The following is a 12415-nucleotide window of genomic DNA, read 5'->3' on the forward strand; positions in this document are numbered from 1 at the left end:
GTTCAGTCAGCTTTGCGCTGCTCTTCAGCTTTTTCTTCAGGTCCTCGTTGAGGTCACGGATCGCTTCGCGCGCGTCGAGACAGCGCCAAGACGACGTCATCACTGCCTTGCACAGCTCAGAGGTCGTCAGCTTGGTGCCTCCGTTGTTGGAGCGGATGAAGATCTCGAGAACCCGATCGTAATTCGCGTTGGCCTCCAGGTGCCAGGCCAGGTTCGCCTCCACGTGGACCGCGCTGTACAGCCGGGTCAGCACGGTCGAGACGGCCTCCTTTTCCGGCAATCCATGGCTGGGCAACTGCTTGAGTTGCCGCGCGATCAGCTGGGCGAGGGTGGCGTCGCTGTCCACGGCTATGATGTCCTGAATAGGCATCCAAAGGCAGCCTGCATTCCGGTTCGGCCGACCGGCCGAGAACGCGAGATGGTGATGCAGGGACGTCTCCTTCGCGCTGTCCTCATCCTCTTGGAGCTGACCCTGGTCCAGGTCGGGCGCTTGCAAGAGGTTAATCCAGACCTGCTCGCCGCCGTTGTCCCTGACCGCATAGCTTCCCTGGAAGGCGATGTTGAGCGAGGTGAGGCGCTGCTGGCCGTCGAGGATCATTGCGCAGGCTTTCGATGCATCCGGAGACGGCGAGAGCGCCTGTCCACGAACGAAATGAACATGGAAGGGGTAGCGGGAGAGGTCGTCCTCGATGCCGCCCTCGGGCTGCCAGATCATCAAGGTGCCGATAGGGTAGCCCTTCAGCAAGCTGTCGACCAGGTTCAGGACCTGGTCGGGTTTCCAGACGACCTCCCGCTGGACAGCAGGGAGGAAGTAATCCGCGTTCAGACGCGGGAGGATGGAGGCGATGGTGCCGGTGGTGTAAGCCATGGGGAGGGTCGTTCCTGTGGTGAGATCGTGAAGGGAGGGGGTGGACGCGGCGGTCAGAGTTTCGCGATCTGGGCGCGCAGGGCCTCCAAGGCTGCGAGCAGGCGCGTCGCATCGGTCTTCGCAGAGGCTCGGGCGGGATCTTTTTCGCCGAGAAAGACCTGGATGCGTTCGTTGTTGGCAGGGCTTGGGTGCGGCAACCCCGTCAACACCTGGCGCGGATCGAGCGTGCCCCGGGACACGAGGTGGTCGAGCGCCGCGGCAGGCTGCGGTCCGAGGGGAAGCCAGAGTGCATGGGGCAGAAGGCGTGCCTCTTCGGCCAGGTGGCGTTCGACCATCCCACGCAGCATCGGCTGGCGCAGCATGGAGGGCGTGCCGGAATAGTTCTTTCCGTCATGGAAGACAGGGTAGCGCAGCGCGGAGGTCAGGTGAGCCAGGCCGCTGCCGTGCCGGAACGCCTCGGCCATGCTCTCGACACCCACGAAGCGCGGCAGTCCAATGGCGTCGAGCATGCGCAGCAGGTTGCTACGGATCGGTCCGCTGAAGGCGCCGGTCGCCTTGGCATCGCGCAGGGCGGTTTCGAGGTCTTCCCCGCGATCCAGCGCCCGCAGCGCTGCGACGGCGGCATTGCGGGCCTGAGTCATGCCGGGGGTGATGCCGACGATGACCAGGCGGGCGCCGGTCTCGACATGATCGAAGGGCGCGTAGCTGACCGAGAAGCGGCCTTCGCGACCAAGACGCAAGGCGTCCGCATCGGGCAGGGTCGCGATCGTGGAGGCGCTGAGCAGGGGCAGGTACTGGCGGGCGAGGGAAAGGTCTTGGTGGGCCATGGTGGAAAGTCTCCTTGGAGTGGGCAGTCAGTTGAAGAAGCGAAGGGTTTGGTGGCCGACGGTGACGACCTAGTCGTCCGGGCCAGCCACGAGCCACGCGCCGCGATGTCGTTCGAGCCGTGCAGACAGCCGGCGGCCCCCCTCGCAGGCGAGGGCGATCGAGTGACGATCGAGCAAGTAGCGGGTACAGCCACGGCGCGCCGGAGTGGGGCTGCCATAAGTGCGGATCACCTCGATGAGGGCCGGGGGAATGGCGCGCTGCTGGCTGCGCATTTCGGCATGAACGGTCAGTCGCATGAAGGGGGCTCCTTTTGCGTTGGGCAGGGTTCAGAATGTCGGGAGGCGGCGCATGCCGGTATCGGGCATGCGGGATGTCCGGTGAGATGTGGGTACGAGGGGCCAGTCCGCCAGGAGCGGTCAGTCGCTGAAAGTCAGGTCAGGATGGGGTCAGGCGTTGATGCGCCAGGCCTCAAGGGCGGCCCGGGTCATACGCCTAGTGCCCACCTGCGAAACAATGCCCCAATTGCCGGCTGCATTCGGCCGCCGCCAGCGGCCTTTGTCCATCTGTCGCATCCGGGCAAGGGCATCGTCGTAGTCAGGGATCACCTCCTCGGACCCTTTCGGTCCGATCATGTACCCCGCACGGCGTTTCAGGCAGGGTGCAAAGATCGTTCCGTCGGCGGCCTCGGGCACCTCGATCTCGACCTGCGAGGCTTCGTCCGGTTCGTTCATCCAGATGGACGGCCACCAAGACGAACGATCCTCGAGCCAAGCCAGCGCCTGCGGCACCGCGATCGCGCCATCGACCGGCTGGAACAGGGCGCCCTGTCCGGTCATCAGGTTGTGCATCCGCCCAAGCGAAACCCCGCCAAATTTTGCCAGCGCCGCGGGCGCCACCACGCCCGATCCGCTTTCGAGCTGTCGGCGTGCCGAGGCAAGCGCCAAGATCTCCCCCGGCGACGTGGTTTTTGCATCCGGCAGAAGCTCGACCAGGCGCGACAGTGTTTCGATCCCCTCGGAAATTTGGTTTGCGGCTTGGCCAGGTTCCGGCATGCCAGCCAGCGCCCCGTAGCGGCCGTAGAAGGCCATTGCCTCGGCCACTGACAGAAATGCCTCATCACGGATCGGCGTCCCATGCCTTTCGGCTGTGGAGGTTCCGTTCAAAAGGTCGACCAGGCTCTCCAGCCGCGTGATCGTCGCCAAGGACCATCCCCGAAGCACCTCCCGCGTGCCGTCGAGGTGAGCCTGCCACGCTTCTACACGGAGGTCATACTGAGGATTTGCTCTTGCCATGTCTTTGAACTCACATTGCCTCTATTATGTGTATTTTACGGTATTTCAAATGAGGGTGCAACAAGACATTACTCAGTATAGATATTTTCTGCAGAACGAATTTGAGGGCATTCTGCGCATGGCCTGGATCAGATGCGACATCCAGAGAGGAATGGCGCGAAGTTCGACATTCTGCGCATTGCTGACGCTCGACCTGCCCCGGGCTGCAGTCGCAGCGAACGGCAGGAAGGTTCGCAGTCTGTGAGTTCGCCCCTCGCAGATTTTGCAGTTGCAGCGAATGGCCACTCTGACGGGCCGCACCGCGGCGTGACCGAGGATGGGTGAACGGCGGCTCAGGGCCGAAATGTTACTGCTTGGTCGCGACGTAGGCGCGCACGTCCTCGCGCCAGAAAATTCTGCTCAAGTCGTGCGGCATCGCCAAGAGCGCCACGTCAGCATTTCTAAGTCTCATAGACAAAGCGCCCTGCGGGCGCTGAGCGACGTCGGCAAGCTCGCCCAAAGATATGAAGATTTCGCGGAACTGCATCAGACTACCAGCGGTAACTACAGTCGTCCCTCGTCGGTAGAGCTCTGAAGCATCCGCACCGTGCAGCAATCCGTTTTCAACCAGATACCTCACTGTCTTTGCGGTGATGCGTAGCTCCTGTGCGACGGCGCTGGTGGAGAGATGGGCCTCACCCGCTGCTTCTTCAGCGTCGGCACCACGCGCCTCCACAGGCACTTTTGCGCCAAAGCCCTTACAAGCTGGGAAGGACTTCCTCTCGCGCTCGTATGCCTCAAGCATTCGCTGCGTCACGAAGCCCATCGGAACAATGCAGCCATCAGCCTGACGCTTTGCGAGGCCGCGGCGCACCAAGTCCTCTGCGTTGCGCTTGGCGAAGCCCTTGAGCGGAAATGGCTTCTGCGCGTTCAACGCAGCCTTTCCCTCCGACGGCACCCCAAGCACCAGCACTCCCCTTCTGACAGAGAAATGGTCGAAGACGTGCCGCCGCACGACGTCACGCAGGGATTCGAATTCGTCACCGAGGCTCCGGCTTTTCAGCCATGTGGTCCAAGGACCGAAAAGCCGACCGAAGAAACGCCCATCCACTCCGTCCTCACGCGACAACGCCGCGAGGCAGTCTGAGAGGGCCACAGGGCCGTCTTTCAGCACGTCGTAGCCCGAGGCACCGAAACTCATCCAGTCGGCCTCTCTGTGCCCCGCCAGCGAAGCGCCTGACCCAGCACCTCGCACGCGCGGGACACCACATTGAGCTCAAGACGGTCGATCCATTGATCGCCCCGCCCTTTCAGGATGCGGTCGGTGAGGTACTGCTCGAAAGTGCTATGGCCTGCGTGGATCATCGGCTGATCCACGACCCAGCCGTAGTGCTTCCGAAGCTGCGCCGAAAAATCCCTGGCATCTTTGCTAAATCTCTCTGGCGGGAGGCGCACCAGCATGCAGCCATGCTCGGGGCAGCCTCTGATCGACGAGAATTTCCACTGCAGGCGGCGCGGAACACGCCACGATTTAGCTGCAGACGGCGACTCCGCCCTTACACACTCCGGACAGACACGGACACGCAAGCGTTGAAAGCTCTGGAAGGAGGCAAATTCGTCTCGCAGTCGGAAATGCCCTTTTCCGAGGTGGCGGACTGACACCCATTCCAACGCAGCTGCATCGCACCCGGCCAGCTGCGCCAATTGCCCTATCGCGACCTTCTCCCCGCGGAACAAGGGATCGATCGGAAAGGCAATGTCGCCGCAGAACCGCTGCATGGAGTTTGCGCCACCCCTCGCCGCGAGTTGGGACAACAAGGACGATGCCGGCTCGAACGCGGCATGCGGCACGGTCAGCGGCAACTGAAGAAAGGTATTTCCGGGGACGGCAGGGAGGCTCTTGGCCAAACGATACTTCCGGGATCAAACAAAGGCAGGAATGTCCTGACCTTACGATCGCGAGCTCAACTGGGCAACGCCACTCCGTATTCTGGAAGTTCCGCCTGCGGGGTCAGGCATCTGACATGAAAGTCAGTTTTGCCTGACACCCCACAAGAGGTAAGTGGCGGACCGAGGAGGATTCGAACCCCCGACCCCTTGATTCGTAGTCAAGTACTCTATCCAGCTGAGCTATCGGTCCGTTGAGGCAGCGTTTACAGTTGGGGGCCGTGAACCGCAAGAGCCTTTTTTCAGGAAAATGACATGACGTGCAAGTCACCCTGAAAAACGCCTACATATCCCCCATCGGCAGGCGGATCTCGAAACACGACCCGGACTCACCGGTGCTCGACAGGCGCAGCGTGCCGCCGTGGCCGCGCACCAGCTCGGCGACGATGGCAAGGCCAAGCCCCGAGCCGCCCTTGCGCGCCCCGCCCTGAAACGGCTTGAACAGGTGCTCACGCGCCTTGGGGGGCAAACCCGGCCCGGTGTCGGTGACCTCGATGATCCAGACGTCGTCTTCCTCGCGTGCGGCGACGTTGATCTCGCCCGGCTGGCCGGTGCCGACGATCGCCTGGCGCGCATTGCGCACGAGGTTGGCCACCACGCGGTAGATCTGTTCGGGATCGCCGCGCATCTGCAGATGGGCAGGGATGTCTTCGGACAGGCTCAGATCGTGATCCCCGATCGCCAGCCGTTCAGCTTCGATTACCTCGCCGACCAGCTCGGCAAGGTTGAAATAGGTAAGCAGCGGCGCGGGCTCTTCGGCCTTGCCAAACGCTAGCGTGGTCTCACACAGCGACACCGCGCGGGTGATCGAGTTGACCAGCTTGGGGGCAAGCCGTTTCACCGCCGGATCCTCGGAAGTCTCGATCCGGTCGGTGAACAGCTGCGCCGATGTCAGGATGTTGCGCAGATCATGGCTGACCCGCGCCACGGCGCCGCCCAGCTGTGCCAGCCGCTCTTTCTGGCGCAGGGACGCCGACAGCTGGGTTTCCAGAGATTGCAGCGCCTCTTCGGCCTCGCGCAGCTCGCGCACGCGGGCGCGGGGCTGGATGATACGGCGGGCGTCTTCGGGGGCCTCGGCATAGCGCTGCATCTGCGCCACCACGCCCTTGATCGGCTTCACCAGCAGGCGGCGCACCGCAAGGAACAGCAGGATGGCCGTCACCACCGAAATCACCGCCGACAGCAGCAGGACCCGCAGCCCGTATTCGATCATGGCATGGCGCAGCGGCGCGCTTTCCATGGTGACCTCGATCAGCTCCCCCGCTTGCCGTGACGGGTAGCCGATCACCCGGATCAGGCGCGGCTCGCTGTCAACAAGCCGCACCATGGCATCGCGCAAAAGGATCAGCGCGCTGGCATCGCGCAGATCGTAGGTCGCGGCCACCGGGCCGGGGATCGGCGAAGACAGCATCAGCTCACGCGTGGAATTGCGTTGCAGCGCCACGTTGAAAACCTCGGCATTGGCGAGCAGCTCTCGCTCGATGTCGGGGTCGATCATCTCGCCGGGCAGCAGCGCCAGCGAGGCGATCTGCGCCCGTTCCAGCCGGTCGGTCAGGTAATCCTCGCGAAAGCGCGCCACCGAGGGCATGAAGATCAGCACTTCGGCCATCATCACGAACACCGCCGTGAGGATCAGAAAACGGCCAGAGAGCGAATTGAGCATATGCGTCCTGCTGTCCCTTAGGGCAGCCAGCGCTGCACCAGTCTTGTAACTTTTTTCACTGTTTCGTTTTCAAACAGCCTGGGGGAGAAATAAGTTCCCGCGAGGCGTTTGTTAAGCTCCCCGACGGTCGGATATGGCATCACCGCCCCTGCAATCGCGCTCATCTTGAGATTCGCGGACAGGGCAAGCGCCCAGCTTCCGATCAATTCGCCCGCCTGCGCACCGGCAATCGACACGCCCACCGGGCGCCCCTTGACCACCATCAGCTTGAGCAGGCCCTGCGTTGCGCGTTGCGCGATGGCGCGGTCGTTGTGATCGTGGGCAAGGCGATACACCTCGAGCTTTTCGCCATATTTCACCCGGGCCTCGGCCTCGGTCAGGCCGACCTGCGCCAGTTCCGGCGCGGTGTATGTGGCGCGGGGCAGGATCTGCGGGCGCAGCTTTGCCGGAAGCGCAAACAGAGCACTGCGCACGACAAGCCCGGCATGATATCCCGCAACATGGGTAAAGCCGCCACCTGCGATATCCCCGATCGCATAGACACGACGATTGGTCGTACGCAGGCCGCTGTCCACCTGAACGCCGTGCCGCGCGGGTTCAATTCCGGCAACGTCCAGCCCCAGCCCATCGGTGTTGGGCTTGCGCCCGGCCGCGACCAGCAAATGCGAGCCGCGCAGCGTTTCATCGCCGGCATCCAGCTCGATTCCGGGACGTACCGCGCTGACTGAGACATTCTCCAGAATGCGCACCCCTTCGGAGCGCAGCTGCTCCAGCACGATGGCGGCCATTTCCGGGTCTTCGCGGCCCAAAGCGGCGCCCGCCTCGACCACCGTGACCTCGCAGCCCAGCCGCCGGTGGGCTTGAGCCATTTCAAGACCGATCGGTCCGCCACCGATCACCAGCAGGTGCGACGGGCGGTCTCGCAATTCCCAGATCGATTCGTTGGTCAGGAAGGGCACATCCGACAGCCCCGGAATTGGCGGAGCCATCGGGGATGATCCCGTGGCCAGAACGAATCGCCGCGCGGTGATACGCTTGCCCCCGGCCTCGACCTCGGTGGGCGAGACAAAGCGGCCATGGGCGCGGATGACCTCAATCCCGAATCCTTCGAACCGTTCCTGACTGTCCATCGGGGCAATGCGCGCGATGGTGCTGGCCACGTGATCCTTGACGGCGGCATAATCGACGCGCGGCACTTCGTTTGCGATACCAAACGGGGCTCCCGTGGTCATTTCATGCGCACGGTGCGCCGCCGCGATCAGAGCCTTGGACGGCACACAGCCGTAGTTGAGGCAATCGCCCCCCATCTCACCCTTTTCGATCAGCACCACTTTGACGCCCATTTGCGCCGCTCCTGCGGCCACGGACAAGCCGCCGGATCCCGCGCCAATGACACAAAGGTCGGTTTTGATAGTCTGCATGGTCATAATCCTTCAGATGTCTTTACGGCCACGAATGGCGCGGATCAGCATGGGCAGCGCGGCAAGCACCGCCAGCCCGAGAAGCGGGCCAAGCACCTGCGGCGACCACAGCAGCCCCAGATCGGGGTTTTCGCCCCGGTCAAACACTTCGCCCACACCGACACCGATCGAAGTAAATACAAGCGCGCCCGGCACGATGCCGACAGCGGTGGTCCATGCGAAATTGTGCAGGCGCGCCCCCACCAGCGCTGGTAGCAGGTTGGCGACAAAGAACGGCACGACGGGCACGAGGCGCAGCAGCAGCAGTGCCGAGATTTCATTGTCCCGCAGCCCTTGCCGCAGGCGGGCCAGCCGGCCCTCGCCCGTATCCATCTTCGCCGACAGGGTTTGGCCCAGCCCGGCGCGCGCGGCGAGAAAGATCAGCACCGCGCCAATGCTGGCGGCAGCGACATTCAGCGCCGTGCCCGCCGCCAGCCCGAACAGGAACCCCCCGGTAACCGATGCCACCGACGCGCCGGGCAACGAAAAGGCGACGATGGCGACATAGGCTAACAAAAAGCCGCTGGCGAGCGCGGCGTAATGCGCCTCGCGCAATGCCAGCAACGATTCACGGTTGTCGCGCAACGTGTCAAAGGTGAGATAATCGCGCAGGGCGAACGCCCCGATCGCCGCAACGCCGAGGATCACGGCAAGCGGCAGATGGCGCAAGAAGGCGGGTTTTGTACGAGCAGGTTGTGTCATGGGGTGTTTAATGGGGCCGCGCCGTTTCACATGCGAGACATTACATAAATTCTCACACCACAGTGATCCTGCGTGCGCGGCATCCGCGGTGCCAGCGACGGGCCTTCCACTTGGCCAGCGATGATATTGAGGTTTGACATATCATCGGCCCCTCCCTATAGGACGGGCTTCGAATGATACTGGCTCTGCGAATCCTCTACAGGTTTCGTCGGGCTGACCGACAACTTGAGGAGTGAAGCGCGATGAAACGCACTTTCCAGCCGTCGAACCTGGTTCGCAAGCGCCGTCACGGCTTCCGTGCCCGCATGGCCACCAAGGCCGGTCGGCAGATTCTGAACGCGCGCCGCAGCCGCGGCCGCAAGCGCCTGAGCGCCTGATCCGGGTGCTTCGCCCATGGCGAAGCCCGGTTCTGCGATGACGGACCAGACTGAAGAAAAGGCCGCCCCGGCACTGTCCGAGGCGGCCTTTCCGCTTGCCGCCCGCCGGCTTGAAATCCTGCGCAAGCGCCCGGACTATCTCGCCGCAGCGCGGGCAGACCGGGCCGCAGCGGGATCTTTCATGCTGCAGGCACGGCGCCGCGACGATGGAAACGACGCCGTTCGCGTCGGCTTCACCTGTTCCAAAAAGGTCGGCAATGCCGTAGCGCGCAATCGTGCCAAGCGTCGCCTGCGCGAGATCGCCCGGCTGGTGCTGGCGCCGCGGGGGCGTTCCGGCTGGGATTACGTGCTGATTGGCTGGAAAGACGTCACGGCCGATCGCCCGTTCGACCTGCTCTGCGCCGATCTGGAAAAGGCGTTGCAGCGGGTGCATTCGGGCCGCACGGGCAAATCGCCGGATCGCGCGCCGCGCCGCCGAGGCCGCGGCGCATGAGCCCGCTGGCCGGGCTTTTGTCGCTGCCGGTGCGGGCCTACCGGCTGATCTGGTCGCCTTGGGTCGGTCATGGCTGCCGGTTTCAGCCGACCTGTTCGGCCTATGCGCTTGAAGCGCTGGAAAAGCACGGTGCGATCCGGGGCGGCTGGCTTGCCGCACGGCGCATCCTGCGCTGTCACCCTTGGGGCGGCAGCGGCATCGACAACGTCCCGGACTGACCGGGCGCAACGCTTGCCGGCCCTGCCCGGCTTTCGGAAAGGCACCCCCATGCTCGACGACGGCGACGACATCCACCTGCTCTTTCACGGCGCACCGAAAAGCACCGAGTTCAAGAAACTGCGCAAGCGCATCGTGCAGAACACCCGCGAGGCGATCGAGCAATATGGCATGATCCAGCCCGGTGCGCGCTGGCTGGTCTGCCTGTCGGGCGGCAAGGACAGCTACACGCTGCTGGCCGTGCTGCACGAGCTGAAATGGCGCGGGCTGTTGCCGGTCGAGCTGCTGGCCTGCAATCTCGATCAGGGGCAACCGGGGTTTCCCTCGACCGTGCTGCCGGAATTTCTTGAAAAGATGGGCGTGCCGCACCGCGTCGAATATCAGGACACCTATTCGGTGGTGGTCGACAAGGTGCCGCAAGGGCGCACCTATTGCGCGCTGTGCTCGCGTCTGCGGCGCGGCAACCTGTATCGGATCGCCCGCGAGGAAGGCTGCAGCGCCGTCGTGCTCGGGCATCACCGCGATGACATCCTCGAAACCTTCTTCATGAACCTGTTCCATGGCGGACGGCTGGCAACCATGCCCCCCAAGCTGGTCAACGAAGAAGGCGATCTGTTCGTCTATCGCCCCCTCGCCCATGTCGCCGAGGCCGATTGCGAGCGCTTCGCCAAGGCGATGAACTATCCGATCATCCCCTGCGATCTGTGCGGCTCGCAGGACGGGCTGCAGCGCGTGCAGGTGAAAGCGATTCTCGACCAGTGGGAAAAGAACGCGCCCGGCCGCCGTCAGGTGATGTTCAAGGCGCTGACCAATGTGCGCCCCTCCCACATGCTGGACCCCAAGCTGTTCGATTTCGTCGGTCTGGCCCTTGCAGAGCAGGAGAAAAGCGACATCCCGAAGCTCCGTTAAGCTGCGAGTTACCTCCTTGATCTAGTCCTGTTCTTCAAGAACAGCGCACGGAAAGGGCAGGGCGATGAATTCGAAGCTGAAAGCTGGCATCCTCCGGCAACGCACCGAGTTGGCGGAATGGCTCGGTGGCCAGCACATGCTTGCCTTCCTGCCTGCCCTGTCGCTCGCCGGTTTCTGGCTTGGCGGCGAGATGACGCTGATCGCAATCGCGCTGGGGCTGCCAGCGCTCTACGGCATCACCAGCGCAAGGCGACAGGCGCTTGATCCCGACGGGCCGCTTCCCGACCTGATCGACGCCGCTGCGACGCCCGATCTGGCACAGCAGATGATCGACCGCGCCCTGAAGGCAGACGTGGCCACCGCCTGCGTTCTGATCGAAGCCGAAGGGCTCGACACCGTCGCCCGGCGGTCCGGCGATGACGCGGCGCAGGCGCTGCGCAGCACCTTGCTCAAGCGGCTACGTGGCCTGACGCGGCGTGGCGACAAGGTCGTTCGCATTGGGGATTCGCGGTTCATGGTTCTGCTCGGGCCTTCAATCCACCTCGATCTTGAGTCGCTGCTGACATTGGCAGAGCGGGTGCAACGCACGCTCGAAGAACCGGTAAGCTTCGAGACTGGCTCACATTATGTGTCGGTCTCCCTTGGGTTCTGCGGCTCTGCGCGACTGCAGGGCGAGCCGTCCGGCGCGCAACTGATCGAGGCTGCACAGACCGCGCTGACCGAAGCGCTGTCGCACGGGCCTTCGGCGATCCGCGCTTGGTCCGAGGGTATGCGCGCAGAGCGGCGCGCGCGCAAATCCCTGCTCGACGAGGTCGAGCGCGCCCTGACCAAGGGCCAGATCCAGCCGTGGTTCCAGCCTCAGCTTTGCACCTCGACTGGACGGATCAGCGGGGTCGAAGCGCTGGCACGCTGGATACATCCCGAGCGCGGCATCGTGCCACCGATGGAATTCCTTGGCGCGCTCGAGCAGGCGGGTCAACTCGACCGGTTGAGCGAAGTGATCCTGCAGCACAGTCTGACAGCCCTGCGCGGCTGGGATGCGGCCGGTGTCGAAATTCCCAAGGTCTCGGTGAATTTCTCGGATATCGAATTGCGCAGCACGCATCTGGTGGACCGTATCAAGTGGGAACTTGACCGCTTCGGCATCCCGGCCTCGCGACTCGGAATCGAGGTTCTCGAGACAGTGATTGCAGATAGCCCGGAGGGCATCACGGCCAGAAATATCGTGGGATTGTCGCAACTCGGCTGCCAGATCGACCTCGACGATTTCGGCACGGGCCATGCCTCGATCACCGCGCTGCGACGCTTTACCGTGAATCGCCTAAAGATCGATCGCAGCTTTGTCACCCGCGTCGATCGTGACGAAGAACAGCGCCGGATGTTGGCGGCGGTCCTCGGCCTCGCCGATCGCCTCGGGCTGGAAACCGTGGCCGAAGGAGTCGAAAGCGTCGCAGAACACGCATTGCTGTCGCAACTGGGCTGCGATCATGTTCAAGGCTTCGGCATCGCCCGACCGATGCCCGCCGATCAACTGGCTGACTGGGCCCGCCATCACGCCCAACGCATTGCTGGTGCCCAGAAACTGGGGCGCGGCGCAGGCTGATGAGCCACCCCTGTCTAATAACAAAAGGCCGAATCGCCCCGGAATCGGCTTGACCTTTGCAGGCCCTGCCTGTTGAAC

Annotated in this window: 14 protein-coding genes and 1 tRNA gene; 5 read left to right on the forward strand and 10 right to left on the reverse strand. The window is 63.6% G+C overall.

The window, feature by feature from the left end:
- The 10 genes from KO516_RS13690 to KO516_RS13730 form a co-directional block, all read right to left on the reverse strand.
- Positions 1 to 868, reverse strand: an 868-nt coding sequence (locus tag KO516_RS13690) for a DUF262 domain-containing protein (protein ID WP_216004348.1), incomplete at its 3' end; no start/stop codon positions are given.
- 53 nt (positions 869 to 921) lie between these two features.
- On the reverse strand, positions 922 to 1695 hold the full coding sequence (locus KO516_RS13695; RefSeq protein ID WP_216004349.1) for a hypothetical protein: 774 nt from the start codon (positions 1693 to 1695) through the stop codon (positions 922 to 924).
- A gap of 69 nt (positions 1696 to 1764) precedes the next feature.
- Positions 1765 to 1992, reverse strand: a complete 228-nt coding sequence (locus KO516_RS13700; protein ID WP_216004350.1) for a hypothetical protein — start codon at positions 1990 to 1992, stop codon at positions 1765 to 1767.
- Between the two features lie 150 nt (positions 1993 to 2142).
- Positions 2143 to 2898: a hypothetical protein gene (locus KO516_RS13705; RefSeq protein WP_216004351.1), complete on the reverse strand. Its 756-nt coding sequence runs from the start codon at positions 2896 to 2898 to the stop codon at positions 2143 to 2145.
- Positions 2899 to 3334: 436 nt separating this feature from the next.
- Positions 3335 to 4168, reverse strand: coding sequence for a hypothetical protein (locus KO516_RS24275; protein ID WP_252737603.1), 834 nt, complete (start codon positions 4166 to 4168; stop codon positions 3335 to 3337).
- The gene (locus KO516_RS24280) at positions 4165 to 4875 is read right to left on the reverse strand and encodes a TniQ family protein (RefSeq protein WP_252737604.1); all 711 of its coding nucleotides are present in this window, start codon (positions 4873 to 4875) and stop codon (positions 4165 to 4167) included. Before KO516_RS24280 ends, KO516_RS24275 begins: the two co-directional genes overlap by 4 nt.
- A 155-nt stretch (positions 4876 to 5030) precedes the next feature.
- Positions 5031 to 5107, reverse strand: a tRNA-Arg gene (locus tag KO516_RS13715).
- A 90-nt stretch (positions 5108 to 5197) separates the two neighbouring features.
- Positions 5198 to 6577: a HAMP domain-containing sensor histidine kinase gene (locus tag KO516_RS13720; protein ID WP_216004352.1), complete on the reverse strand. Its 1380-nt coding sequence runs from the start codon at positions 6575 to 6577 to the stop codon at positions 5198 to 5200.
- 17 nt (positions 6578 to 6594) lie between these two features.
- The gene (locus KO516_RS13725) at positions 6595 to 7998 is read right to left on the reverse strand and encodes an NAD(P)/FAD-dependent oxidoreductase (protein ID WP_216004353.1); all 1404 of its coding nucleotides are present in this window, start codon (positions 7996 to 7998) and stop codon (positions 6595 to 6597) included.
- Positions 7999 to 8010: 12 nt separating this feature from the next.
- Positions 8011 to 8739, reverse strand: coding sequence for a TVP38/TMEM64 family protein (locus tag KO516_RS13730; protein ID WP_216004354.1), 729 nt, complete (start codon positions 8737 to 8739; stop codon positions 8011 to 8013).
- A 242-nt stretch (positions 8740 to 8981) separates the two neighbouring features.
- On the opposite strand from KO516_RS13730, the gene rpmH reads away from it, so the two are divergent.
- From rpmH to KO516_RS13755, 5 genes are all read left to right on the forward strand, one after another.
- The gene (gene rpmH, locus KO516_RS13735; protein WP_216004355.1) at positions 8982 to 9116 is read left to right on the forward strand and encodes a 50S ribosomal protein L34; all 135 of its coding nucleotides are present in this window, start codon (positions 8982 to 8984) and stop codon (positions 9114 to 9116) included.
- A gap of 37 nt (positions 9117 to 9153) precedes the next feature.
- The gene (gene rnpA, locus KO516_RS13740) at positions 9154 to 9609 is read left to right on the forward strand and encodes a ribonuclease P protein component (RefSeq protein ID WP_216004356.1); all 456 of its coding nucleotides are present in this window, start codon (positions 9154 to 9156) and stop codon (positions 9607 to 9609) included.
- Positions 9606 to 9827: a membrane protein insertion efficiency factor YidD gene (gene yidD, locus KO516_RS13745; protein ID WP_216004357.1), complete on the forward strand. Its 222-nt coding sequence runs from the start codon at positions 9606 to 9608 to the stop codon at positions 9825 to 9827. The genes rnpA and yidD overlap by 4 nt, the downstream gene beginning before the upstream one ends.
- Positions 9828 to 9876: 49 nt before the next feature.
- Complete coding sequence (gene ttcA, locus KO516_RS13750) at positions 9877 to 10734, forward strand: tRNA 2-thiocytidine(32) synthetase TtcA (RefSeq protein WP_216004358.1); 858 nt, start codon at positions 9877 to 9879, stop codon at positions 10732 to 10734.
- 64 nt (positions 10735 to 10798) lie between these two features.
- Positions 10799 to 12337, forward strand: coding sequence for a bifunctional diguanylate cyclase/phosphodiesterase (locus KO516_RS13755; protein WP_216004359.1), 1539 nt, complete (start codon positions 10799 to 10801; stop codon positions 12335 to 12337).
- Positions 12338 to 12415 lie beyond the last annotated feature (78 nt).

This window comes from Citreicella sp. C3M06 (genome assembly GCF_018860705.1).
Lineage (GTDB): Bacteria > Pseudomonadota > Alphaproteobacteria > Rhodobacterales > Rhodobacteraceae > Salipiger.